At 70.8% G+C, this 24,081-nt stretch carries 19 protein-coding genes; 4 read left to right on the top strand and 15 right to left on the bottom strand.

The window, feature by feature from the left end:
- Positions 1–12: 12 nt before the first annotated feature.
- From ACIRRY_RS00840 to ACIRRY_RS00820, 5 genes are all read right to left on the bottom strand, one after another.
- The gene (locus tag ACIRRY_RS00840) at positions 13–855 is read right to left on the bottom strand and encodes an inositol monophosphatase family protein (RefSeq protein WP_403966180.1); all 843 of its coding nucleotides are present in this window, start codon (positions 853–855) and stop codon (positions 13–15) included.
- Positions 856–940: 85 nt separating this feature from the next.
- Positions 941–2,740: a gamma-glutamyltransferase family protein gene (locus tag ACIRRY_RS00835; protein WP_403966177.1), complete on the bottom strand. Its 1,800-nt coding sequence runs from the start codon at positions 2,738–2,740 to the stop codon at positions 941–943.
- A gap of 86 nt (positions 2,741–2,826) precedes the next feature.
- Entirely contained in the window at positions 2,827–3,654 is an 828-nt protein-coding gene (locus tag ACIRRY_RS00830; RefSeq protein ID WP_403966174.1) for a class I SAM-dependent methyltransferase, read from the bottom strand.
- Positions 3,651–4,358 carry a response regulator gene (locus tag ACIRRY_RS00825; protein WP_403966171.1) on the bottom strand — a complete coding sequence of 236 codons (708 nt, stop codon included), beginning with the start codon at positions 4,356–4,358 and terminating at the stop codon, positions 3,651–3,653. The genes ACIRRY_RS00830 and ACIRRY_RS00825 overlap by 4 nt, the downstream gene beginning before the upstream one ends.
- Entirely contained in the window at positions 4,355–5,470 is a 1,116-nt protein-coding gene (locus ACIRRY_RS00820; RefSeq protein ID WP_403966168.1) for a sensor histidine kinase, read from the bottom strand. The genes ACIRRY_RS00825 and ACIRRY_RS00820 overlap by 4 nt, the downstream gene beginning before the upstream one ends.
- Positions 5,471–5,636: 166 nt before the next feature.
- On the opposite strand from ACIRRY_RS00820, the gene ACIRRY_RS00815 reads away from it, so the two are divergent.
- Complete coding sequence (locus ACIRRY_RS00815; RefSeq protein WP_403966165.1) at positions 5,637–6,632, top strand: carboxymuconolactone decarboxylase family protein; 996 nt, start codon at positions 5,637–5,639, stop codon at positions 6,630–6,632.
- Between the two features lie 175 nt (positions 6,633–6,807).
- Entirely contained in the window at positions 6,808–7,479 is a 672-nt protein-coding gene (locus ACIRRY_RS00810) for a hypothetical protein (RefSeq protein WP_403966162.1), read from the top strand.
- A 19-nt stretch (positions 7,480–7,498) separates the two neighbouring features.
- On the opposite strand, the gene ACIRRY_RS00805 is transcribed toward ACIRRY_RS00810, so the two are convergent.
- The 9 genes from ACIRRY_RS00805 to ACIRRY_RS00765 all read right to left on the bottom strand — a co-directional run bounded on the left by ACIRRY_RS00805 (position 7,499) and on the right by ACIRRY_RS00765 (position 18,714).
- Positions 7,499–9,049: an NCS1 family nucleobase:cation symporter-1 gene (locus ACIRRY_RS00805; RefSeq protein ID WP_403966159.1), complete on the bottom strand. Its 1,551-nt coding sequence runs from the start codon at positions 9,047–9,049 to the stop codon at positions 7,499–7,501.
- Positions 9,050–9,180: 131 nt separating this feature from the next.
- Complete coding sequence (locus ACIRRY_RS00800; RefSeq protein WP_317885526.1) at positions 9,181–10,200, bottom strand: TIGR03842 family LLM class F420-dependent oxidoreductase; 1,020 nt, start codon at positions 10,198–10,200, stop codon at positions 9,181–9,183.
- Between the two features lie 11 nt (positions 10,201–10,211).
- Positions 10,212–11,615 carry a dihydropyrimidinase gene (gene hydA / locus ACIRRY_RS00795; protein ID WP_317885525.1) on the bottom strand — a complete coding sequence of 468 codons (1,404 nt, stop codon included), beginning with the start codon at positions 11,613–11,615 and terminating at the stop codon, positions 10,212–10,214.
- 124 nt (positions 11,616–11,739) lie between these two features.
- Positions 11,740–12,582: a nitrilase-related carbon-nitrogen hydrolase gene (locus ACIRRY_RS00790; protein ID WP_403966156.1), complete on the bottom strand. Its 843-nt coding sequence runs from the start codon at positions 12,580–12,582 to the stop codon at positions 11,740–11,742.
- 155 nt (positions 12,583–12,737) lie between these two features.
- On the bottom strand, positions 12,738–14,300 hold the full coding sequence (locus tag ACIRRY_RS00785) for a PucR family transcriptional regulator (RefSeq protein WP_403966153.1): 1,563 nt from the start codon (positions 14,298–14,300) through the stop codon (positions 12,738–12,740).
- Between the two features lie 28 nt (positions 14,301–14,328).
- Positions 14,329–15,615 carry an aspartate aminotransferase family protein gene (locus tag ACIRRY_RS00780; protein WP_403966150.1) on the bottom strand — a complete coding sequence of 429 codons (1,287 nt, stop codon included), beginning with the start codon at positions 15,613–15,615 and terminating at the stop codon, positions 14,329–14,331.
- Positions 15,612–16,454: a nitrilase-related carbon-nitrogen hydrolase gene (locus ACIRRY_RS00775; RefSeq protein WP_200681748.1), complete on the bottom strand. Its 843-nt coding sequence runs from the start codon at positions 16,452–16,454 to the stop codon at positions 15,612–15,614. Before ACIRRY_RS00775 ends, ACIRRY_RS00780 begins: the two co-directional genes overlap by 4 nt.
- A gap of 159 nt (positions 16,455–16,613) precedes the next feature.
- Entirely contained in the window at positions 16,614–18,293 is a 1,680-nt protein-coding gene (locus ACIRRY_RS00770; RefSeq protein WP_403966147.1) for a hypothetical protein, read from the bottom strand.
- A gap of 169 nt (positions 18,294–18,462) precedes the next feature.
- The gene (locus ACIRRY_RS00765) at positions 18,463–18,714 is read right to left on the bottom strand and encodes a helix-turn-helix domain-containing protein (RefSeq protein ID WP_019071243.1); all 252 of its coding nucleotides are present in this window, start codon (positions 18,712–18,714) and stop codon (positions 18,463–18,465) included.
- 32 nt (positions 18,715–18,746) lie between these two features.
- Between ACIRRY_RS00765 and map the strand changes: the two genes are divergently transcribed.
- Positions 18,747–19,517, top strand: a complete 771-nt coding sequence (gene map / locus ACIRRY_RS00760) for a type I methionyl aminopeptidase (RefSeq protein ID WP_403966144.1) — start codon at positions 18,747–18,749, stop codon at positions 19,515–19,517.
- A 126-nt stretch (positions 19,518–19,643) separates the two neighbouring features.
- Positions 19,644–22,163 (top strand): ATP-dependent Clp protease ATP-binding subunit, encoded by a 2,520-nt coding sequence (locus ACIRRY_RS00755; RefSeq protein WP_403966141.1) that lies wholly within the window; start codon positions 19,644–19,646, stop codon positions 22,161–22,163.
- A 101-nt stretch (positions 22,164–22,264) separates the two neighbouring features.
- Here ACIRRY_RS00755 and ggt read toward each other — a convergent pair whose 3' ends face one another.
- A complete protein-coding gene (gene ggt, locus ACIRRY_RS00750; protein WP_403966138.1) occupies positions 22,265–24,064 on the bottom strand; it encodes a gamma-glutamyltransferase in 1,800 nt (599 codons plus the stop codon).
- Positions 24,065–24,081: the final 17 nt, after the last annotated feature.

Here is a 24,081-nt window from a genome sequence, read left to right as displayed (position 1 = left end):
GAACCCGTGACCCTACGACGCCCTCAGCAGGTCGATCACGCGCCGGGCCGTCGCCGCGTCCCGGGCCGCCGTGAACGGCAGCGTGTTGCCGCCCGTGACGCGGAAGGGCTCTCCGGTGAGGGTGAGGTGGGCGCCGCCCGCCTCCTCGACGAGGAGCAGGCCCGCCGCGTGGTCCCAGGCGGCCTCCCAGGAGAAGGCCGTGGCGTCCAACTCGCCCCGGGCGAGGGCGAGATACTCCAGTCCGGCCGAGCCGCACGGGCGCGTGTGCACCCCGTCCGCCCACAGGCCGAGCAGGGAGCGCTTCTGGGCGTCCGTCGTGTAGTCCGGGTGGGAGGTGGCCACCTCCAGGTCCCGGGCGGGGTCCGGGGCGCCGGAGCGCAGCCGTACGCCGTCGAGGAAGGCGCCGCCGCCCCTCACGGCCGTGGCCAGTTGGTCACGGGCGGGTGCGTAGGTCCAGGACGCGAGCAACTCGCCGTGCCGGGCGAGCGCGACCAGGGTGCAGAAGCCGGTCTCGCCGCGCACGAACTGCCGTGTCCCGTCGACCGGGTCGACGATCCAGACCGGGGCGTCGCCCTGTATCGCGTCGTAGGTCTCCGGGTCGGCGTGCACCGCTTCCTCGCCGACCACGACGGAGCCGGGCAGGAGGGAGCCGAGCACCTTCGTCAGGTACCGCTCGGCGTTGCGGTCGGCGTCCGTGACCAGGTCGTGCGGGCCGCTCTTCTGGTCTATCTCGTGCGCGGCGAGCTGCCGGAAGCGGGGCATGATCTCCGTGGCCGCCGCGGTACGGATCGCTTCTTCGATGTCGGCCGTGTGCTGTACGAGAAACTCGTCGATGGTTTCGGTGTCTTCGATCATGCCTCCATGAGAGCACGCGTCACTGACAATCCCCACCCGCCCAGTACACACCGGGTGGAATCACCGTGAACACCCGGGTTCGGGATCACCGCCCCACGGCATACCCCTGCATGCCCCGTGGATTCGCCGCCGCCGACAGGATCCCGGCCTCCGGGTCCCGGTAGACCGCGCACAGCCGCCCCTCCGACCAGGCGTCCCCGACGGTCACGTCATGGCCGCGCCGCCGCAGCTCCTCCACGACCTCCGTGTCCATGCGGGACTCGACGGTGACGCTCCCGGGTCGCATGCCGCGCGGGTAGAAGGATCCGGGGAAGCTGTCGTTGTGCCAGTTCGGGGTGTCGATCGCGCCCTGGAGGTCGAGACCGCCGCGCACCTTCGCGCGCGTGGCGACCGCCAGGAAGAAGTGCAGCTGCCACTGGTCCTGCTGATCCCCTCCCGGTGTGCCGAACGCCAGCACCGGCACTCCGTCGCGCAGGGCGATCGACGGCGTGAGCGTGGTGCGCGGACGGCGGCCGGGGGCAAGGGAGTTGGGCAGTCCGGGCTCCAGCCAGGCCATCTGGAGCCGGGTGCCCAGGGGGAAGCCCAACTCGGGCACCACCGGGTTGGACTGGAGCCAGCCGCCGCTGGGGGTGGCCGCGATCATGTTGCCCCAGCGGTCGACGACGTCGAGGTGACAGGTGTCGCCACGGGTGGTCCCGTCGGCGTCGACGTGCGCGACGGTCGGCTCCCCCGCCCCCATCGGGCCGAGGCCGGACTCCGCGGGCGCCACCACGCGCGCGTGCCCGCTCAGTCGCGGAGCGCGCCCTCCGGGGCCGCCCGGCCGCAGCTCGTACGACGCCTTCTCGCCGATCAGCTCCCGCCGCGCCGCGTTGTAGTCCGCCGACAACAGCTCTTCCATCGGTACGGCGTCCTCGCCCGCGTCGCCGTACCAGGCCTCCCGGTCGGCCATCGCGAGCTTGCAGCCCTCGATCAGGAGGTGGACGTAGTCGGCGGACCCGTAGGAGGGCAACTCGGGCGGCAGCAGTGCCAGTTGCTGAAGGAGGACCGGGCCCTGGCTCCAGGGTCCTGCCTTGCAGAGGGTCCAGCCGTTCCAGTCGTACGTCGCCGGTGCCTCGTAGGACGCGGACCAGGAGGCCAGGTCGGCGGCCGTGAGGGTGCCGGTGTGGCGCTCGCCGCCGGTGTCCATGGTGGGCCGCCCGGACTGCCGCAGGAGGGCCTCGGCGATGAACCCGGACCGCCACACCTCCCGCGCCGCCTCGATCTGGGCCTCCCGGTCCCCCGCCCCGGCGACCTCGGCGAGCAGCCGCCGCCAGGTGGCGGCGAGGGCGGGGTTGCGGAACAGCTCACCGGGCCGGGGCGCCTTCCCACCCGGCAGATACACGTCCGCCGACGAGGTCCACTCCGTCTCGAACAGCTCCCGTACGGCCTCGACGGTCGCCCCGACGTTCTCCACGCACGCGGACCCGTCCTCGGCGTACCCGATGGCGTACTTCAGGATGTCGGCCAGGGACTTCGTGCCGTGGTCGCGGAGGAGCAGCAGCCATGCGTCGAAGGCGCCGGGGACGGCCGCCGCGAGGGGTCCCGTACCGGGTACGAGATCGAGACCGAGTCCCCTGTAGTGCTCGATCGTCGCGCCGGCGGGTGCGACGCCCTGTCCGCACAGCACCCGCACCTCCCCGCCCGCCGGGGCGAGAAGGATGGGCACCTCCCCGGCGGGTCCGTTGAGGTGCGGTTCCACGACGTGCAGCACGAACGCCCCGGCGACGGCGGCGTCGTACGCGTTGCCGCCCTCCTCCAGGACGGCCATCGCCGACTGTGAGGCCAGCCAGTGGGTGGAGGACACCATGCCGAAGGTGCCCTGGAGGGTGGGGCGGGTGGTGAACATACGGAACATCTAACCAACCGGGGTGTCCGCGAACCCTGGGCGTTCGTGAACCGGCCCGGCCGGCTCCCCCAACACCACTCGCCCCACTAGGACATACGCCTGCCGGCGGTGAGCAGATGGCCGCTGGTGCCGAGCAGCGTGGGCTCGGACTCGATGTGGCGGGTGGCCGTCAGGACGGCCTCGCGGCGGTCCGGGTCGTCCAGCCAGTCCTCGATGCCGCCCATCAGCCAGGCGACGCCTTCGAGGCCGTACTGGCCCTCGACGGTCAGGCCCGTCTCCCTGAACTCCTCCGGGGCTTCGTGCGGTTGGGCGAAGTAGGCGGTCGTGAAGTGGCCGCCGTCCTCGGAGTCGTGGCGTCCCTCTTCCATCTCGCGGTCGATCCGCTCACGGTGCGGAGCGGTGAAGTACAGCTCCTGCCTGAGCATGTCGTGCAGTCCCGCGAACCGGTTGATCGTCACCGCGACGACCAGCCCACCCGGCCGCACCACCCGACGCGCCTCGCTCAACGCCCTTAGCCGGTCGGCCCGTTCGGGCAGGTGATACAGGGGCCCGAGCAGCAACACCACGTCGTACGAGGCGTCCTCGGCCGTCAGTGCCCTGGCGTCCCCGGCGCGGGCGGTGACCCCCGGCAGCCGGCCCGCCTGCTCCACGTGCAGCCTTACGGGGTCCACGAGTTCGACCTCGTACCCGTCCCGCGCGAGCCACTCGGCGTGGATCCCGCTGCCCCCGCCGACGTCCAGCACCTGTGCCGGGGCCGCCGGCAGCAGTCGCCGCAGCACGTCCTGGGTGCGCCAGAACTCCAGCCGGTCGGAGCCCTGTCTGAGGCGGTCGTCCTCCTTGCCCTGGGCGTAGTAGGCGAGGATCTCCTCGCGGACGTGGACGGCCGGGTCGTGCGCGCGTGTCGTCTCGGTCATCGCCCCAGGGTGCGATCCGGTGCGTCCGCCTCGCAACGGGATTCCGGTGCGCGGGCCGTCACCAGCCCCGACTCGTAGGCGAACACGACGAGTTGGGCCCGGTCCCGGGCGCCGAGTTTGGTCATCGCCCGGCTGATGTGGGTCTTCGCCGTGAACGGGCTGATGACCATGTGGGCGGCTATCTCCTCGTTGGTGAGGCCCCGGGCGGCCAGGGCCGTGACCTCGCGCTCGCGGCGGGTGAGGTGTTCCAGGCCGGTGGCCGTGGAGCGGTCGGGGGGCCGGGAGACGAACTCGCCGATGAGGGTGCGGGTGACGGCCGGGGAGAGCAGGGCCTCGCCGCCGGCGACGATCTCGATCGCCTGGAGCAGGTCCGCCGGGTCGGTGTCCTTGAGGAGGAAGCCGCTGGCGCCCGCGCGCAGCGCCTCGAAGACGTACTCGTCCAGGCCGTAGTTGGTGAGGATGACGACGCGGACCGCCGCGAGGGCCGGATCGGCGGCGATGCGGCGGGTCGCCTCGATGCCCGTCATCACCGGCATCTGTACGTCGATCAGCGCGATGTCGGGGAGCTGCGCGCGGACGAGGGCCACGCCCTGTTCACCGTCGGCCGCCTCGCCCACCACCTCGATGCCCTCCTCGGCGTCGAGCAGGGCGCGGAAGCCCGCGCGCATCAGCGCCTGGTCGTCGACGACCGCGACCCGGATCATCCCGCCTCCCCCAGCGGCAGTTCGGCCCGTACCGAGAAGCCGCCCTCCGCGCGCGGGGCGGTGTGCAGGGTGCCGCCCAAGGCGGTGACGCGCTCGCGCATGCCGGTGAGGCCGATGCCCGGCTTCGGCGGACAGTCGGGCTTGGCCGTGCCGTCGTCCTCCACGCGTATCGTCAAGTCCGCCTCGCCGTAGTCGAGTTGGACGCTGACCTTGGCCGGGCCCGCGTGCCGGGCCGCGTTGGTGAGGGCCTCCTGGACGATGCGGTACACCGCGCGGTCGACCGTCGCGGCCAGCGGGCGCTCCTCGCCGGTCACCGCGAGTTCGACGGCGAGGCCGGCCGCGCAGGCCCGCTCGACGAGCAGTTCGGGAGTGCCGGTGGGCTCCTCGGTGGTGCGCAGGATCTCCAGGGTGGCCCGCAGTTCCCGCATCGCCTCGCCGCCCGCCTCCTGGATGGCGAGCAGCGCGGGCGGCACCTCCTCGCCGCGCTTGCGGGCGAGGTGGACGGCGACGCCCGCCTGGAGCTTGACGATCGAGATGCTGTGCGTGAGGGAGTCGTGCAACTCCCTTGCTATGCGCAGCCGTTCCTCGCCCTCCCGTCGCAACGCGACCTCTTCGCGGGTGCGTTCGGCCTCCAGGGCGCGCTGTTCGGTCTGGCGCAGATACGCCTGCCAGTTGCGGTCGGCGAGGCCGGTGACCACCGCGCACAGGAACCAGCCGGCGATGAGCGCGGTCCGCTCGAGCACCTGCTGGGTCGTCGGCCCCGTCGCGAAGTACGCCACCAGGAACAGCGCGCCCGCCACCGCCGCCCAACTCCGGTGTCCCGCACGGGCCGCCGTGTGCATGGCGGCGAGGACGGGCAGACCGGCGACCGGCCCCGGGTGCGCGTGCAGGACGTAGGCCGCCTCCCCCAGCGTGGCCACGACGAGGACCGCACGCGGAGCCGTCTGGTAGAACGCCAGGGCCGCCGAGGCGAGGGCGACGAGCGCGTAGTCGACGGCGGTCGTGTCCGTGTCGAAGGCCGCGACGGTCATGACGAGGGCGCCGATCACGACCGCGAGGGACGCGTCGGCGAGGCGCCTGCGTGGGGTCACATCGACCGGATACCCGCTCATGACCGCACAGTAGACCGCCGCGCCGACACAGGCGTCAGCCCTGTGGACAACTCCTGGACTACTCCCCACGCAGTACTTCCGTGCCCCGTCCCGCCCGGCTGGGGCAGCCTCAACTCCCTTCGGCCGTACGACGACCGGGGGCACCCGAGCAGCGCACGCTGCTGCCATGTCCACACCCTTCCGGCACACTCAGCCGCCGTCGCCGAAGTCGGCCACCGGCCGCACCGCCGAGGTCTTCGAGCAGATCGCCGTCGACTTCGGGATCGAACGGCCCCCGACCTTCGTGGTCCTGTCCTCCGTGCCCGAACTCCTCGCCCCCGCCTGGGCGTTGATGCGCGAGTCGCTGATCGCGGGCGCCGGCAGCCGCACCGGCAAGGAGCTGGCGGCGCTCGGTGTCTCGCTCGCCAACAAGTGCCCGTTCTGCGCGGACGCGCACACCGTCCTGCTGCACGCCACCGGCGACCACGCCCTCGCCGAGCACCTGGCGCGCGGCGGCACACCGGAGAACGAGGAGCACGCGCGCGTACTCGACTGGGGCCGTCGGACGCGTGTCCCCGGCGCGGACCTCACCCCGTACCCGTTCCCGCGCGAGCAGGCGCCCGCCTACCTGGGCACCGCGCTCGCCTTCCACTTCATCAACCGCGTCGTGTCGGCCCTGCTGACCGAACAGCTCCTCCCGGGCAACGCCCAGCGGTTCCGGGCCGTACGCAGCCTCGCCGGTCGCAGCGTCGCCCGCACCGTGCGCCGTACCGCCGTCCCCGGAGCGGCGCTGCCCCTGCTCGACACACCGGGACCCGGCCCGGGCTGGGCGGCCGGAACGCCGGTGGGTTCGGCCTACGACGCGCTGCGCACGGCCGCGCGGGCGGGCGCGGACCTGCTCGACGAGGACGACCAGACCCTCGTACGGGAGACGCTGTGGGCCTGGGACGGTTCGCATCCGCCGGTCGTCCTGCGCGGCTTCCCGAACCGGCGGGAGCGGCCGGCGGCGCGCCTCGCGGTGCTGGCCGCGCTCGCGCCGTACCGGATCACGGAGGAGGACGTGGCCGCCTGGCGGGGACCGTCGGACAGTGACGCGCGTCTCGTGCGGCTCGTCGCGTACGGGGCGTTCGCGGCCGTCGAACGGATCGAGACGACGATGCGCGTGCCCGCCGTCCGGCGCTGAAGCGCACACGGGGGAGAGACATTTGGGGACACACAACGCGTCCACAGTCAGGCACTGTCACCGCACAGGCACGGAGCGAGTTCATACTTCCGCCTCACAGGGAGGCATGTGACACTGGCCGTCCCCGTCCGCAGTGCGGACCCGCTCCGCACCCTTCCCCCACGAGAAGTGCGACTTGCGTTCTCTTCCTCTGCCGCTCGCCCTCACCGCGCGTCTGTCGCCGGTCGTCGTGCTCGCCGCGATGGGCTGGGCCCTGACGTCCGGTCCGTTCGCCGCGACGACGACCGCCGATCACAAGGCGACGCCGGAGTCCGACTCCTCGTCCGGGACCTCGGCCCCGTCGACGGCGCCCGTGGCCAAGACGTACTCCACCTCCCCCGCTCCGTGCGGAAGTGTCTCGGTGGCGACGATCAAGTCACTGGTGCCGGGCGCGAAGACGGCCGGCAAGGAGATCCCGTCGACGGACACGAAGGTGCGCCGCACCTGCTCGTGGAACGCGCTCAAGGGGTACGACTACCGCTGGCTCGACGTGTCGTACGAGATCACGGAATCGGACGAAGCGGCGAAGAAGTCGTACACCGAGACGACTACGGAGAAGAGCGGCGGCGGCGCGGTCCCCGGGCTCGGTGACTCCGCCTACTCCATCGTGAACCTCACCACGGAGGACAAGCAGCAGACGCGCGAGGGCACGGTCGTCGTCCGCGCGGGCAACGCGCTGGTGACCATCACGTACAACGGCAGCGACTTCGAGAACAAGAAGGCGCCGAGCACGGACGTCATCAACAAGGGCGCGATCAAGGCCGCGAAGGAAGCGGTGACCGCGCTGGAGGGCGGCAGGGCCAGCTAGCCCGACCGCCCTCCGGGATCTACGCGTCGACGGGCTCCGTCACCGGCTCCGGTGCCGGCTCCCTTCCGGTGAGCACCGTCAGCAGCACGTAGAGCGCCATCGACGTGCCCAGGCCCACGGCCCAGCCGTAGTCGGCGAGTGAGGACAGCCACGGGATTGGCCGGCCGTCGATCAGCGGATGGAAGTCGGCGCCACCGACGGCGAGTACACCACCCACCAGGAAGGCGACGACGGCCCGCCAGTTCCAGCCGTTGTCGTACCAGTAGCGGCCGCCCGCGCGGTACAGGTCGGCGAGGTCGAGCTTGCCTCGGCGCAGTATCCAGTAGTCGGCGATGAGGATGCCGGCGACCGTGCCGAGCAGACCGCCGACCAGACCGAGCCAGGTGAAGATGTAGCCCTGCGGGTCGGAGTACAGCTTCCACGGGAAGATCAGCACACCGAGCACGCTGGTCACGAGGGCACCGGTACGGAAACTGATCTTCCGGGGCGCGATGTTGGAGAAGTCGAAGGCGGGCGACACCAGGTTGGCCGCGATGTTCACGGACAGGGTCGCGACCAGCACGGTCACCAACGCGTAGAGCAGGCCCACGACGTTGTCGGTCTTGGCCGCCAACTGCACCGGGTCCCAGATCGCCTTGCCGTACACGGCCTGCGAACCGGAGGTGACCAGCACCGACAGGAACGCGAACAGCGTCATGGTCGTGGGCAGGCCGAGCGCCTGGCCCCATGTCTGGGCCTTCTGGCTCTTGCCGTAGCGCGTGAAGTCGGGAATGTTCAGCGACAGCGTGGACCAGAAGCCGATCATGCCCATCAGGGAGGGCCAGAACAGCTTCCAGAAGCTGCCGCCCCAACCCAGCTTCGAGGGCTGGTCGAAGAGCGGACCGAAGCCGCCGGCTTTGTTGCTCATCCACCACAGCATCACGAACGCGCCGACGAGCACGAAGGGCGCGGCCCAGTTCTCGAAGCGGCGGATCGTCTCCATACCCCGGTAGATGATGGCCACTTGGAGCACCCAGAACAGCGCGAACGACAGCCACATCGTCCAGGCGTACCCGCCGATGTGCGAGGCGTTCGCCCAACTGCCCCCGATCAGCTTGCCGGCGAGGAAGAAGATCGCCTCACCGCCGATCCAGGTCTGGATGCCGAACCAGCCGCAGGCCACCAACGCCCTTACTACGGCAGGGAGGTTGGCGCCGCGCACACCGAACGAGGCACGCGCGAAGACCGGGAAGGGGATGCCGTACTTCGGTCCCGCGTGCCCGGTGAGCAGCATGGGCACGAGCACGATCAGGTTGGCCAGGGCGATGGTGAACACCGCCTGCTTCCAGTCCATGCCGACGGCGATGAGCCCGGAAGCCAGGGTCCAGGAGGCCGTGTTGTGGGCCATGCCGACCCACAGCGCGGAGAAGTTGTACGTGGTCCAGGTGCGCTTCTCGACGGGAACCGGAAGCAGGTCGTCGTTGGCGTACGGCCCGGCGGGCAGCGGCGACCCCGGGGCGAGTTCCACCCGCCCGTCGGCGAGGGTGACTTGAGCGGTCGGCTCTATGGCCGTGGGAGCGGTGTCGGTCATGGGCAGGCCAATCAAACGAGGGGCGGATCCGGAAAGGCCGTGCGGGGGCTCCGGCCCCCCTCCCCAGGACGGTGGGGAGGGGGAGAACTGGAGTGGGGGGACGGGGAGTTGAGCGGTGTTGTGCGCGTACGTCAGCCGTTGACGGCCGGGATCACCTTCGACCCGTAGGCGTCGATCGTGGCTTCCTGTGCGTCGTGCATGTCGTAGACGGCGAACTGGTCGACGCCCAACTCGCGCAGGGCGTTGAGCTTCTCGATCTGCTTCTCGGCCGATCCGATGATGCAGAACCGGTCGACGATCTCGTCGGGCACGAAGGCGGTGTCGGGGTTGTCGGCACGGCCGTGGTGCGAATAGTCGTACCCCTCACGGGCCTTGATGTAGTCCGTGAGTTCCTCGGGTACGGCGGCGGAGTGCTCGCCGTACTTGGAGACGAGGTCGGCGACGTGGTTGCCGACCATGCCGCCGAACCAGCGGCACTGGTCGCGGGCGTGGGCGAGTGCCTCGGGCGAGTCGTCCTCGGTGACGTAGGCGGGCGCGGCCACACAGATCTTGACCTCGGACGGGTCACGGCCCGCTGCCACGGCCGCGTCCTTCACCGCCTTGACCATGTACTCGGTGAGGTAGAGGTCCGAGAGCTGGAGGATGAAGCCGTCGGCCTCCTCGCCGGTCATCTTCAGGGCCTTGGGGCCGTACGCGGCCATCCAGACGGGGAGTTGGGCGTCCTCCTTGGCCCAGGGGAACTTGATGACCGTGCCACCGAGGTCCGCCTCCTGACCGGAGCCGAGCGCTCGGATGACCTTCATGGCCTCGCTGATCCGGGCCAGGGTGTTCGGGGCGCGGCCCGCGACGCGCATCGCGGAGTCGCCGCGGCCGATGCCACAGACCGTGCGGTTGCCGAACATGTCGTTCAGGGTGGCGAAGGTGGAGGCGGTGACCTCCCAGGTGCGGGTGCCCGGGTTGGTGACCATCGGGCCGACCGTCAACTTCGTGGTGTTGGCCAGGATCTGACTGTAGATCACGAACGGCTCCTGCCACAGCACGGCGGAGTCGAAGGTCCAGCCGTAGGTGAAGCCGTTGCGCTCGGCGCGCTTCATCAGGCTGATGACCCGCGAGGCGGGCGGGTCGGTCTGCAGGACGAGTCCGAAGTCCATTGACGCCACTCCTAGTTGAGGTACTGACTGGTGGAGCGCGGGGTGTAGACGCCGTGGCCCGCGTGCCCGGTGTACTCCCGCTCGGTGATGACGAGTTCGCCGCGCGAGAGGACGGTCTCGACGCGGCCGGTGAGGCGCTTGCCCTCGTAGGCCGAGTAGTCGACGTTCATGTGGTGGGTCTCGGCGGAGACGGTCTGCTCGGCGTGCGGGTCGTAGATGACGACGTCGGCGTCGGCGCCCGGGGCGATGGTGCCCTTCTTCGGGTAGAGGCCGAACATCCGCGCCGGGGAGGCGCAGGCGATCTCGATCCAGCGGCGGCGGCTGATGTGGCCGTCGACGACGCCCTGGTGAAGCAGGTCCATGCGGTTCTCGACGCCCGGCATGCCGTTGGGGATCTTCGAGAAGTCGCCCCGGCCCAGCTCCTTCTGGCCCACGAAGCAGAAGGGGCAGTGGTCGGTGGAGACCACCTGGAGGTCGTTGGTACGCAGGCCCTGCCAGAGCTTGGCCTGGTGCTCCTTGGGGCGAAGGGGCGTGCTGCACACGTACTTCGCGCCCTCGAAGTCGGGCTCGGCGAGGTTGTCGGTGGAGAGGAACAGGTACTGCGGACAGGTCTCGCCGAAGACGGGGAGGCCTTCGTCGCGCGCCTTGGCCAGCTCGGCGACCGCCTCCATCGCGGAGACGTGCACGACGTAGAGCGGGGCTCCGGCGACCTGCGCGAGCTTGATGGCGCGGTGGGTGGCCTCGGCTTCGAGGAGGGCCTTGCGGACCTCTCCGTGGTAGCGGGGGTCCCTCTCGCCGCGGGCCAGCGCCTGCTCCACGAGGACGTCGATCGCGATGCCGTTCTCGGCGTGCATCATGATCAACCCGCCGTTGTCGGCGGCGCGTTGCATGGCGCGCAGGATCTGGCCGTCGTCGCTGTAGAAGACGCCCGGGTAGGCCATGAACTGCTTGAAGGAGGTGACGCCCTCCTGCACCAGCAGGTCCATCTCCTTGAGGGTGTCCTCGTTGACGTCGGAGACGATCATGTGGAAGCCGTAGTCGATGGCGCAGTTGCCCTCGGCCTTGGCGTGCCAGGCGTCGAGGCCCTCGCGGAGGGCTCCGCCGACGCTCTGGATGGCGAAGTCGACGATGGTCGTCGTACCGCCCCAGGCGGCGGCCCTTGTGCCGGTCTCGAAGGTGTCGGCGGCCTTGGTGCCGCCGAACGGCATCTCCATGTGGGTGTGGGCGTCGACCCCGCCCGGGATGACGTACTTCCCAGTGGCGTCGATGACCCGCTCGGCGGTCCAGGCGTCGGCCGTCGGCGTGCCGGAGGTGGCCAGGGCCGCGATGCGGCCGTCCTCGATCAGTACGTCGGCGTGGAGTTCGTCGGACGCGGTGATGACTAGGCCGCCGCGGATGACGGTACGGGTGCTCATTGTTTTGACTCCGCTGGATTGTGGTCTGGTGCGGGTCTGTGGGGGCTGGGCGCGCCCCGCGGCGAAGCCGCTGATGGACGCTGCCCCGCGCCCCTGAAAGCGGGGCGCGGGAACCAAGGGTGTTTTACGGTGCCGTCAGCGGGCCGTACGCGTCCGGGCGGCGGTCGCGGTAGAACTGCCAGCGGTCGCGGACCTCTCGCAGTTTCGCCAGGTCCAGGTCGCGGACGACCAGTTCGGTCTCCTTGTCGCTGGCGACCTCGCCGACGAACTGGGCCTCCGGGTCGACGAAGTAGGTCGTACCGTAGAAGTCGTTGTCGCCCAGCTCCTCGACACCGACCCGGTTGATGGCGCCGACGAAGTACTCGTTGGCGGCAGCGGCGGCCGGCTGCTCCAGCTGCCAGAGGTAGGCGGACAGTCCGCGTGAGGTGGCCGACGGGTTGAAGACGATCTCGGCGCCCGCGAGGCCCAGGGCACGCCAGCCCTCCGGGAAGTGGCGGTCGTAGCAGATGTAGACACCGATCTTGCCGACCTTGGTGTCGAAGATCGGCCAGCCGCTGTTGCCCGGGCGGAAGTAGAACTTCTCCCAGAATCCGGGGACTTGGGGAATGTGGTGCTTGCGGTACTTGCCGAGGTACGAGCCGTCCGCGTCGATCACGGCGGCCGTGTTGTAGAGGACGCCGGGCTGCTCCTCCTCGTACATCGGCAGGACCAGCACGATGCCGTGCTCCTTGGCGAGCGCCTGGAAGCGCTTGACGATCGGGCCGTCCGGGATCGCCTCGGCGTACTCGTAGAACGCCTTGTCCTGGACCTGGCAGAAGTACGGCCCGTAGAACAGCTCCTGGAAGCACAGGACTTGAGCACCCTGCGCGGCCGCGTCGCGGACCGCCTGCTCGTGTACCTGGATCATGGACTCCTTCTCGCCCGTCCAGGCTGTCTGGAACAGGGCGGCACGAATCACGGTGCTCATCGGGACCTCCGGTCGCTAGGTGTGGGGCGAGCCTAGGAAGTCCTGAAGTCCGGTTTGAGTTGCACGGTGTCACGTCTGCGGACGCTCGGCGTTCCACGGTGTCACCCTGTCGTGGGCGCATGTTTCACCGCCGTTTTCCCAGGTAGTCCCATGTTTCACCCCTGTTGCGCATCGTGCGCGAGGAGCGCGATGTGCACCGAGGCGGCTTGTTCGAAGTCGTCGAGGTCCACCCCGAGCCGGCCCTCTATCGCCTCCAGCCGGCGGTACAGCGCGGGCCGCGAGACATGGTGGAGCTGCGCGGTGCGCGACTTGTTGCGGCCGGTGGCCAGATAGGTGCGCAGTACGGCGAGCAGGTCCTCGTCGGCCGCGCACAGCAGCCCGTCCAACTCCCGTTCGGCGAAGGACTGCACCTGCGGGTCGTCCCGCAACAGCCGGATCAGGCCGCGCAGATGGACGTCCTTGAGGCGTACGACGGTGGGGAGTTCGAGGGCGTCGCTGGAGTCGGCCACGGCGTCGGCGACGTGCTGCGCCTCGCGCAGTCCGGCGGGCACGTCGTCCCAGACGGTGCGCTGTCCGGCGGCTGCGACCACCGCCTTCAACGCCCCCGACTCGGTGCGCAGTCGGCTCGCGAAGTGGGCGGCGAGGGCGTCCGCGTCCTGGTCCCGGGGCAGGCTGAGCAGCACGGCGGTGGCACCGTCGGCCAGTTCGGCGACGAGTCCGGGCAGTCCCAACAGCCGTAGCACGCGGTCGAGTTGGGCCGTGTCGCCGTCGTGTACGACCATCGGCACGAAGGTTCGGCGGTTGACGGGGAGTCCGGCCGCGCGGGCGCGGGGCAGGAGTTGGCGGGCCGGTACGACTCCGCTCGCCAGGTCGGTCAGCAGGCTCTGCGCCGACTGTTCCTCCCAGGTGTGGGCGGAGCCGCCGAGCATGCGGTGCAGGACGAGGGCCTCGGCGGCGCGGTCGGCGAGGAGGCGTCCGGTGGCGGTGTCGCCGCGGTAGCCGCACAGCATGATCTGGCCCCAGCGCTCGCCGCGTCCGCCCAGTTCGGCGCGGATCCAGCCGTCGCCCTCGCTGCCGCCGGCCTGCCGGGAGATGCGCTCCCAGTCGCGCAGCACGTCGTCGACGGCCGACCGCTCCCCCGCCGTGGCGAGGACACGGTGGGCGAGGTTGGTGACGACGACGGGACAGGCGCTGTGCGTGGCGACCTCGTCGAGCAGGCTCTGGAGTGGGGCGCCGCCGGTGATGAGTCCGGTGAGCGCGGTCCGTACGGCCTCGGAGAGGCTGACGGCGGCGAACTTCCGCCGTACCAGCCGGGATTGGACCTCTTCCGTCAACTCCGCGAAGGGGAAGGGGCGGTGGAGCACCACCATGGGCAGGCCGCAGCGTTCGGCCGCGCGGCGCATCACGTCCGGCGGGGCGGGGAACGCGCGGCCGAGGCCCAGTACCACGGCTGATGCCTCCGCGCGGTGCAGGGACTGGATGTACTCGGCCTGGGCGCTCTCGTCACCGGCGAGCAGGACGCCGGTGGTGAGGATCATCTCGCCGCCGCTGAGCATCACGCCGACGTCGGCGGCCTCGGCGACGTGCACCCAGCGCACGGCGCGGTCGAGTTGGCTCGCGCCGGCCACCACCTCGGGTTCCCCGGCGAGGACCCGTTCCAGGCCGAGGACCTGCCGCACCGACAGGGCGGGCTCCAGGGTGTCCAGGGTGGTGGCCATAGCGCTTTTTCCCTTGCTCGTCCTGCTTCTACTGCGTGCTCCGCAGCGCCTGTTCGAGGATGGCGGCGCCCTCTTCGGCCTCCGCGACGGTCAGGGACAGCGGCGGGGCGATGCGCAGGGCGCTGGTGTTGTGCCCGCCGCCCTTGCCGAGCAACAGCCCGCCCTCGCGGGCCGTTTCGAGCACGGCGGAGGCCGCCTGCGGATCGGCTTCGTCGGTGCCCGGTTTCACCAGCTCGACGCCGATCATCAGTCCGCGCCCGCGCACTTCCCGTACGCCGGGATGCTGCGCGGCGACGGCCCGCAGCCGCTCGATGAGGAGGCCACCGACGCGGCGGGCGTTGCCCTGGAGGTCGTGCTCCAGCAGATAGGCGAGGTTGGCGAGGCCGGCCGCCATGGTGATCTGGGTGCCGCCGAAGGTCGAAATGCTGTTGGAGTCGAGGCAGTTCATGATGTCGGCGCGGGCGACGACACCGCCGATGGACATGCCGTTGCCGATGCCCTTGGCGAAGGTGAGGATGTCCGGCGGACCGTTCTGGGCGTGCGCCTGCCAGCCCCAGAAGTGGTCGCCGGTGCGGCCCCAGCCGGTCTGCACCTCGTCGGCGATCCACAACACGCCGTGCTCGTCGAGGACTTCACGGAAGGCCGCGTACAGACCGTCGGGCGGGGAGGTGAACCCGCCGACGCCCTGGACGGGTTCGGCGATCAGCGCGGCGGGCGGCCGCACATGACCGAGCAGGTCCCTCAGATCCTCCACGCAGGCCGCGATGAACTCGGCGTCGTTCAGGTGCGCGTAGGGTCCGCGCGTCCGGACACCCCCGTGGACGTACAGCGTCTGGAGCGGGGACAGCGAGGTCGGGGACCAGCCGCGGTTGCCGGTGATGCCGACCGAACTGAAGGAGCGGCCGTGGTAGCTGTTGCGCATGGCCAGGATCTGGTTGCTGCGCCGGTACGAGGTCGCGAGCATCAGGGCGGTGTCGTTGGCCTCGGTGCCCGAGGTGGTGAAGAAGACGCGGGCGTCGGGGATGCCGGACAACTGGGCGACGCGCTCGGCGAGTTCGACCATCGGGCGGTTGAGGTAGAGCGTGGACGAGTGGATGATCCGCCCGGCCTGCTCGCTGACCGCCTTGGTGACCTCGGGGAGCGCGTGCGCGGTCATGGTGGTGAGGATGCCGCCGAAGAAGTCGAGGTACTTGTTGCCCTCGGCGTCCCAGACGTGCCGGCCCTCGCCGTGCGTGATCTCCAGCGGGTCCTCGTAGTAGAGGGCGAGCCAGTCCGGGAGGACGGCCCTGTGCCGTCCCAGCAGGTCCTTGGTCACGGCTGCACCAGCCCTTCGTAGGCGTCGGGGCGGCGGTCGCGGTAGAACGCCCACTGCTGTCGTACTTCTTCGATGAGGCCGAAGTCGAGGTCGCGGACCACGAGTTCCTCGGCCTTGTCGCTGGCGACGTCGCCGACGAACTGGCCGCGCGGGTTCACGAAGTACGAGGTGCCGTAGAAGTCGTTGTCCCCGTACTCCTCCACTCCCACCCGGTTGATGGCGGCGATGAAGTACTCGTTGGCGACGGCCGCGGCGGGCTGCTCCAGTTGCCAGAGGTAGGCGGAGAGGCCGCGTGAGGTGGCGGACGGGTTGTAGACCAACTGGGCGCCGTTGAGCCCGAGTTGACGCCAGCCCTCGGGGAAGTGCCGGTCGTAGCAGATGTAGACGCCGATCTTGCCGACCGCGGTGTCGAAGACGGGCCAGCCGGCGTTGCCCGGCCTGAAGTAGTACTTCTCCCAGAAGCCCTTGACCTGGGGGATGTGGTGCTTGCGGTACTTGCCGAGGAAGGTGCCGTCGGCGTCGATCACGGCCGCGGTGTTGTAGTAGAAGCCGTCCTGCTCGATCTCGAAGACCGGGACGACGATCACCATGCCGGTCTCGCGCGCGAGCTGTTGCATACGACGCACGGTCGGCCCGTCGGGCACCGGCTCGGCCCAGTCGTAGTGCTCCGGTTCCTGGACCTGACAGAAGTAGGGGGCGTTGAACACTTCCTGGAACCCGATGACCTTGGCGCCCTGGCGGGCCGCCTCGCGGGCGTGTTCCTCGTGTTTCGCCACCATGGAGTCGGTGTCACCGGTCCAGGTGGCCTGGACCAGAGCGGCGCGTACGACGTTGGCCATGAGCTGCTCCTTCGACGGGGACGTCACAGCCTCTACGCCCGTAGACAAAGGCCGTAGAGGGATGAACGTAAGCCTCCGGAGGAGCCTTGCCAAGACCATCGTCGTTAACCCGCGGAGTCGATCCTGTTTCACACTCCGGTGGGCGAGTCGATGGGCCGGTCAGGCAGTGAAGCCCGCGACCCGCAGCGCGTGGACGAGGTCCCAGTGGCGTTCGTCCGAGACGCCCCGGGCCGCCTCCACCAGCAGCGGGACGAGTTGTTGCGGGTCGGCCGCGACGCTGCGGGCGGCCTCCTCGGGGGTGCGGACGCGGACATAGGCGTCGAGCAGGGCCATGATCTCGCGGCGGCGGCCCTCGGCGGCCAGCGCGAGCACGGCCTCGCCTATCTCGGTGGCGGGGCGGGCCACGCCCTGCCGCAGGATCTGCTCGCCGTCCGCCGTACGGCCGGCCGCGACCAGCGCGTCCGCCGCGCCGACCAGCCGGTCCGCGGGCAGCGAGGCGGCCTCCCACAGGAGGGTCGCCCAGTCCGCGCCGAGCCCGGCGCGCTGGAGCTCGGCGGCGAGCAGCGGGAAGCGCGCGGCGGGCCAGTACGCGGCCTCGACGAGCAGCGCGTGCGCCTCGCCGCTACGCCCCTCGCGCCGCAGCCCCACCAGCCGCTGGACGGCCTCCACGGTCCCCTGCCGCGCCTCCGCGTCCAACGGCTCCCGCTGCGGCTGCACCCGCTCGGCAGGCCGGGCGGCCCCGGCGAACCGGGCTCCGCGCGGTGTGCGGCGGGTGGTGGGCGCGGGCGCGGGGAGTTCCGGTACGGCGGCTGCGGGGTCCGGGGTCCGGGCGGAGGCGGTGTCGTCCTCGGCGAGGCCGGCGAAGCGGGCGCTGCCCCGGCGGCGCTTGCGCTGCTTGGGGGCGGGGGCTTCGGTCTGGTCGGGGGGTTCGGTGGCGGGGTCGGCGTCGGTGAAGCCGTTCGCCATGGCGTCCGGGGCCTCGAACTCGGGCGCGAGGTCCGGGTTGCCGTAGTCGGGCGCGGGCTCCGGGTCGCCGTAGCCGGGGTTCGCGCGCTCGAACTCCTCGTAACCGCGGCGGGCGTCCGGGACCCGGCCGTCCCGGCGCGTCCCCACGGGCCCGTCGGCGCTGCCGTAGCCGCCCTGCGGTCCGTTGCCGGGTATCTGCTCGGCGTCGCGCTGGCGGGGCAGTCGGTGCGGGGCCGCGTTCCGGTCGTAGGCGGAGTTGCCCTGGTCGTACGCGGAGTCGTTCTGGCCCTGGGGCATGTCGTCGACGCGGAACACGTTGCCGTGCCGGTCGCGGTGGACGACGCCCCGACCGCCCTGGAAGTGGGCGTAGTTGTCCAACTGCTCGATGCGGGCGCGGAGTTCGGTGCAGCGGGCGGTGGCGCGTTCATGGTCGTCGTGGGCCCAGGCGAGGTCGAGGCGGAGGGCGTCGGCCTCTTCCCGGGTCCGGGCGACATTGAGCAACCGGCCCAGTTCCGCCTGCCGTTCGGCCGCGTACTTCTGCTCGCGGAGCATCACGTCGAGCCGGTCGCCGAGGGCGTCGCGACTGCCGGGACGGGCGTCGAACGCGGCGAGCGCCGCCGCGTGCAGGGCGCGGGCCCGCTCCTTCTCCTGGGTAGCGACACCGTGGCCGTACTCCGCCGCGAGGTCCTGGAGGAGCGCCTCGACCACGTCCCAGGGCGGTATCTCACGCCCGCCGAGACAGGCTTGCATGCCATCGGGATCGCGCTGCCAGAACACCCCGCACCAGCCGCCACCCTGGTCGAGGCGCGCCAGGAGTCCGTCGAGGTAGTTCGCGAACTCCCGCACCTGTCCGGGGAGTTGATCCACAGCCATGCTCCAACTCCCGCCAGACCGGAATGCTCCGATCCGTAGAAAACACCATTTGTGTTACGACGCGGCTACGGAAGCTTTTCGAGCCGGGCGCAGAGGTCTGGGAGCCTACGCCTCCCCACTGTGCGCCCGCCGGGGTTCACGCCGTATCCGCCACATCAGGCGTCTCATTTCAGGCCGCCAACGGCGCACACCTGACCACGAGTTGGTCCATGGACAGCCCGAGCGCGTCCGCGAGGGCGGCGACGGTGAAGAAGGCCGGCGTAGGAGCCCGGCCTGTCTCGATCTTCCGGAGGGTCTCGGCCGAGATGCCGGCGTGCGCCGCCACGTCCGTCATGCTGCGGCCACCACGGGCCTCGCGGAGCAGCCGGCCGAGCCGTTCGCCGCGTTCGCGCTCTTCGGGGGTGAGAGGGGTGCGTACCATGCCGTCATTCTAATACCGGTATAGTAATTGGCATGGTGGAACTCAAGACGAACACGTCTATCGATGCGATGTACGAAGCCGGCCAGGTCGTGGCCCGCGCCCTCACAGCCGTGCGGGAGGCCGCCGACGTGGGCGTATCCCTGCTGGAACTGGACGAGTTGGCGCATGACGTGCTGCGCGCGGCGGGCGCGACCTCACCCTTCCTGGGCTACCGCCCCGCCTTCGCGCCCACCCCGTTCCCCGCGGTGATCTGCGCCTCCGTGAACGACGCCGTCGTGCACGGCATCCCGGACGGCTACCGGCTGCGCGACGCCGACCTGGTCTCGATCGACTTCGGCGCCAAGCTGGGCGGCTGGGCAGGCGACTCGGCCATCAGCTTCATCGTCGGCGAGCCGCGCCCCGCAGACGTCCGCCTGATCGACACCGCCGAACGCGCCCTCGCGGCGGGCATCGAGGCGGCCGTCGTCGGCAACCGCATCGGCGACATCGCCCACGCGATCGGCACGATCTGCCGTACGGCGGGCTACGGCATCATGGAGGACTTCGGCGGCCACGGCATCGGCCGCCAGATGCACGAGGACCCCGGCGTCCCGAACGAGGGCCGCCCCGGCCGAGGCCTCCCCCTCCGCCACGGCATGGTCATCGCGATCGAACCGATGCTCCTCGCGGGCGGCCGGGACGACTACCACGCGGCACAGGACGGCTGGACCTTGCGCACCAACGACGGGTCGCGCGCGGCCCACGTGGAACACACGGTGGCGATCACGGATGGAGGACCCCGGGTCCTTACCGAGCGACGGTAACGGAGACGCCCTTAAGGGGCGCGAGGAACTGCGCGACCAGCCACGACGCACCCGCACCCGAAAATCAACCACAATCCCACCAAATCCGCACATGCCACGCGCAGCGACCCGTGCCATGGTGGATTGATGACCAGCGGCTGCACAGACCCCGAAAACGACCCCTTCGGCGAGTTCCTGGCCCGGTTCTTCGGTGGACCTGCCCGCCCGGGTCCACATCAGATAGACATCGGCCGCCTGCTCAGCCAACCGGCCAGAGACCTCGTCCGAGGCGCCGCCCAGTACGCCGCGGAACACGGCAGCCACGACCTCGACACCCAACACCTCCTCCGCGCCGCCCTCACCGCACAACCCACCCGCGACCTCCTCACCCGCGCCGGCGCGGACCCCGACTCCCTCGCCGCACAGATCGACGAGCACTCGGGCCCGGCCCAACCCCTGGAGGGCACGTCCCTCAACCTCACCCCGGCCGTGAAACGCGCCCTCCTGGACGCCCACGACCTGGCCAGGGCGGGCGGCAGCCGCTACATCGGCCCCGAACACGTACTCGGCGCGCTCGCCGCGAACCCGGACTCCGCCGCCGGTCACATCCTGAACGCGGCCCGCTACGCTCCGGCGGGCCCGCCGCCCGAGGCCATGGACGGCACACAGCCCCGCGCCGACCGGCCCCGCCCCACCGGCACCCCCACCCTCGACAAGTACAGCCGCGATCTCACCGACCTGGCCCGGCACGGCCGTATCGACCCGGTGATCGGCCGCGACGAGGAGATCGAGCAGACCATCGAGGTGCTGTCCCGGCGCGGCAAGAACAACCCGGTGCTGATCGGCGACGCGGGAGTGGGCAAGACCGCGATCGTGGAGGGGCTCGCGCAGCGCATCACGGACGGCGACGTACCGGACGTGCTGACCGGGCGGCGGGTGGTCGCCCTGGACCTGACGGGCGTGGTCGCGGGCACCCGTTTCCGGGGCGACTTCGAGGAGCGGCTGACGAACATCGTCGGCGAGATCCGCGCGCACTCGGACGAACTGATCGTGTTCATCGACGAGTTGCACACCGTGGTCGGCGCGGGCGGCGGCGAGAGCGGTTCGATGGACGCCGGCAACATCCTCAAACCGGCCTTGGCCCGCGGTGAGTTGCACATCGTGGGCGCCACGACGCTGGAGGAGTTCCGCCGGATCGAGAAGGACGCGGCGCTGGCCCGCCGCTTCCAGCCGATCCTGGTGCCGGAGCCGACCGTCGCGGACGCGATCGAGATCCTGCGCGGACTGCGCGACCGCTACGAGGCGCACCACCAAGTCCGGTACACCGACGAGGCGTTGGTGGCCGCCGTGGAACTGTCCGACCGCTATCTCACCGACCGCCGCCTGCCCGACAAGGCGATCGACCTGATCGACCAGGCGGGCGCTCGGGTACGGCTGCGGGCGCGCACGAAGGACACGGACGTACGGGCCCTGGAGCGCGAGATGGAGCAGCTCGCCCGGGACAAGGACCAGGCGGCGGCCGACGAGGACTACGAGAAGGCGACCCAACTCCGGGACCGGATCGCCGAGTTGAAGGTACGGCTGACGGAGGCGGGCGGCGAGGACACGGCCGACGAGGGGCAGCACCTGGAGGTCACCGGTGAGGCGATCGCCGAGGTGGTGTCGCGGCAGACCGGTATCCCGGTGAGCAGTCTCACCGCGGAGGAGAAGGACCGGTTGCTCGGTCTGGAGGAGCATCTGCACCGGCGGGTCGTAGGCCAGGACGAGGCCGTGCGGGTCGTGTCGGACGCGGTGCTGCGCTCGCGGGCCGGGCTGGCGAGCCCGGACCGGCCGATCGGCAGTTTCCTGTTCCTGGGCCCGACGGGCGTCGGCAAGACGGAACTTGCCCGGGCGCTCGCCGAGGCACTGTTCGGCAGCGAGGACCGGATGGTCCGCCTCGACATGAGCGAGTACCAGGAACGGCACACGGTGAGCCGTCTCGTCGGCGCCCCGCCCGGCTACGTCGGCCACGAGGAGGCCGGCCAACTGACCGAGGCCGTACGCCGCCACCCGTACTCGCTGCTGCTGCTCGACGAGGTCGAGAAGGCGCACCCGGACGTCTTCAACATCCTGCTCCAGGTGCTGGACGACGGCCGGTTGACCGACTCCCAGGGCCGCACGGTCGACTTCACCAACACGGTGATCGTGATGACCAGCAACCTCGGCTCCGAGGCGATCACCCGACGCGGGGCGGGTATCGGCTTCAGCCCGGGTGGCGCCGACGCGGACGAGGAGGCCCGGCGGGAGCAGATCCTGCGCCCGCTGCGCGAGCACTTCCGCCCCGAGTTCCTCAACCGCATCGACGAGATCGTGGTCTTCCGCCAGCTCACGGCGGACCAACTCCGGCTGGTCACCGAGCTGTTGCTGGAACACACCCGCCGCCTCCTGCACGCGCAGGGCATCACGGTCGAGTTCACGGCCCCGGCCGTCGACTGGCTCGCCCGCCAGGGCTACCAGCCCGAGTACGGCGCCCGCCCGCTGCGCCGCACGATCCAGCGCGAGGTCGACAACCAGCTGTCCCGGCTGCTTCTCGACGGCACGATCGCGGAGGGCGGTCGGGTGACGGTGGATGTGGAGGGCGACCACTTGGCGTTCAACAGCCGGAACCAATCAAGCACCCCTGCCTGAGGCGCCCCTTCCGGGGCGCGGGGCTGTGTCGATTTGCGGCTCCGCCGCGTGGGCGCGACCAGCCCCCACGCACCCGCAGACCGCAGACCGCAGACCGCAGACTACGGAGCCGGATCCACCACCTGCGCGGACCCACCACCCCGCCGCACCGTCTCCGCCGCCGCCAGCCACTTCCCACCCGGCAGCCGTTGCACACCGGTCGCCGCCCCGATCTCCGGATTCACCGTGAAGGAGTGCCCGATCGCCTGGAGCCGCGTCTTCAAGTCGCTGTTGTAGAGCGCCGGTTCGAGCTCCGTGTTCGCCGCGTTGCGCTGGCTGGCACGCGGCGCCGCGATCGCGTCGACCAGCGGGAGCCCCCGGTCGAGGAACTCCGTGAGGGTCTGGAGCACGGTCGTGATGATGGTCGCGCCACCGGGCGAACCGAGCGCCACGACGGGCTTGTTGTTCTTGTCGAGGACGATCGTCGGCGAGATGGAGGAGCGGGGGCGCTTGCCCGGGCCGGGCAGGTTCGGGTCGTGGACGGCCGGGTTGGCCGGGGTGAAGGAGAAGTCGGTCAGCTCGTTGTTGAGCAGGAAACCCCGGCCGGGCACGGTCATCGCGCTGCCGCCGGTCTGCTCGATGGTGAGCGTGTAGGAGACGACGTTGCCCCACTTGTCGGCGACCGTGAGGTGCGTGGTGTTCTCGCCCTCGTACGTCGTCGGGGCGGCCGTCCCGGCGGCGGTGCAGGCCGTCGGGGAGCGCGGGTCGGCGGGCGCCAGCGGGCTGGTGAGCACCGCGTCGTCCTTGATGAGGCAGGCGCGTGAGTCGGCGAACTTCTGCGAGAGGAGTTCCTTCGTCGGTACGTCCTCGAAGGCGGGGTCGCCGACCCAGCGCCCCCGGTCCGCGAACGCGATCCGGCTGGCCTCGATGTAGTGGTGCAGGTACTGGACCTCGCTCGCCTTCGAAAGGTCCGTCTTCTCAAGGATGTTGAGGGCTTCGCCGACGGTCGTGCCGCCGGAGGAGGAGGGTGCGATGGAGTAGACGCCGAGTCCGCGGTACGAGGTCTTCGTGGGCGCCTGGAGCTTGGCGCGGTAGGCCGCGAGGTCCTTGGCGGACAGCTTGCCGGCGCGGGCGTTCCAGCCCGAACCGGCGTCGACCTTCGGGGTGTTCACCGTGGCGAGGATGTCCCTGCCGAGGGCGCCGCGGTAGATGTCACCGATCCCCTTCTTGCCCAGCTCCTTGTAGGTGGCCGCGAGTTCGGGGTTCTTGAAGGTGGATCCGACGACCGGCAGCGCGCCTCCCGGCAGGAACAGCTTCGCCGTGTCGGGGAAGTAGCGGAAGCGGGTCTCGTTGGCCGCCGTCTGGCTGCGGAAGGTGTCGTCGACCGTGAAGCCGTCGCTCGCGATCCGCTCGGCGGGCTTGAGCACCGTACCGAGCTTCCTGCTGCCCCACTGGTCGAGTGCCGTCTGCCAGGTGGCGGGTGTGCCCGGGGTGCCGACGCCAAGGCCGCTGCTGACGGCGTCGGCGAAGGCTAGGGCCTTGCCGTTCTCCACGAAGAGGTTGGAGTCGGCGGTCAGCGGTGCGGTCTCACGGCCGTCGATGGTGTGCACCGTACGGGACTTGGCGTCGTAGTAGACGAAGTAGCCGCCTCCGCCCATGCTGGCGGAGTAGGGCTCGGTGACGCCGAGCGCGGCGGCGGTGGCGACGGCCGCGTCGACCGCGTTGCCGCCCTTCTTCAGGACCTCGATGCCGGCGGCGGTGGCGTCCACGTCGACGCTCGCGACCGCGCCGCCGTAGCCGACGGCCACCGGAACCTTCGTCGGTGTGCTGCTCGTCGCGGCGGGTGGGGCCGCTGCCCCGACCGACACCACGGCGGCCGATACCGCCAGGACCGACAGTTTCCGTGCCACAGGGCGACGCATCCGTACCTCCAGTCCAG

The organism is Streptomyces sp. NPDC101776 (assembly GCF_044766845.1).
Classification (GTDB): Bacteria; Actinomycetota; Actinomycetes; order Streptomycetales; family Streptomycetaceae; genus Streptomyces.
Note: the sequence above shows the minus strand (reverse complement) of the source record. Positions and strands in the feature narration are given on the sequence as shown.

Bases quoted from the DNA above. Each gene is read 5' to 3' on its own strand.
- ACIRRY_RS00830 (WP_403966174.1), bottom strand. From the start codon at position 3,654: ATGACCGAGACGACACGCGCGCACGACCCGGCCGTCCACGTCCGCGAG.
- ACIRRY_RS00835 (WP_403966177.1), bottom strand. From the start codon at position 2,740: ATGTTCACCACCCGCCCCACCCTCCAGGGCACCTTCGGCATGGTGTCC.
- ACIRRY_RS00800 (WP_317885526.1), bottom strand. From the start codon at position 10,200: ATGGACTTCGGACTCGTCCTGCAGACCGACCCGCCCGCCTCGCGGGTC.
- ACIRRY_RS00840 (WP_403966180.1), bottom strand. From the start codon at position 855: ATGATCGAAGACACCGAAACCATCGACGAGTTTCTCGTACAGCACACG.
- ACIRRY_RS00825 (WP_403966171.1), bottom strand. From the start codon at position 4,358: ATGATCCGGGTCGCGGTCGTCGACGACCAGGCGCTGATGCGCGCGGGC.
- hydA (WP_317885525.1), bottom strand. From the start codon at position 11,615: ATGAGCACCCGTACCGTCATCCGCGGCGGCCTAGTCATCACCGCGTCC.
- ACIRRY_RS00770 (WP_403966147.1), bottom strand. From the start codon at position 18,293: ATGGCTGTGGATCAACTCCCCGGACAGGTGCGGGAGTTCGCGAACTAC.
- ACIRRY_RS00765 (WP_019071243.1), bottom strand. From the start codon at position 18,714: ATGGTACGCACCCCTCTCACCCCCGAAGAGCGCGAACGCGGCGAACGG.
- map (WP_403966144.1), top strand. From the start codon at position 18,747: ATGGTGGAACTCAAGACGAACACGTCTATCGATGCGATGTACGAAGCC.
- ACIRRY_RS00755 (WP_403966141.1), top strand. From the start codon at position 19,644: ATGACCAGCGGCTGCACAGACCCCGAAAACGACCCCTTCGGCGAGTTC.
- ggt (WP_403966138.1), bottom strand. From the start codon at position 24,064: ATGCGTCGCCCTGTGGCACGGAAACTGTCGGTCCTGGCGGTATCGGCC.
- ACIRRY_RS00820 (WP_403966168.1), bottom strand. From the start codon at position 5,470: ATGAGCGGGTATCCGGTCGATGTGACCCCACGCAGGCGCCTCGCCGAC.
- ACIRRY_RS00785 (WP_403966153.1), bottom strand. From the start codon at position 14,300: ATGGCCACCACCCTGGACACCCTGGAGCCCGCCCTGTCGGTGCGGCAG.
- ACIRRY_RS00805 (WP_403966159.1), bottom strand. From the start codon at position 9,049: ATGACCGACACCGCTCCCACGGCCATAGAGCCGACCGCTCAAGTCACC.
- ACIRRY_RS00775 (WP_200681748.1), bottom strand. From the start codon at position 16,454: ATGGCCAACGTCGTACGCGCCGCTCTGGTCCAGGCCACCTGGACCGGT.
- ACIRRY_RS00790 (WP_403966156.1), bottom strand. From the start codon at position 12,582: ATGAGCACCGTGATTCGTGCCGCCCTGTTCCAGACAGCCTGGACGGGC.
- ACIRRY_RS00815 (WP_403966165.1), top strand. From the start codon at position 5,637: ATGTCCACACCCTTCCGGCACACTCAGCCGCCGTCGCCGAAGTCGGCC.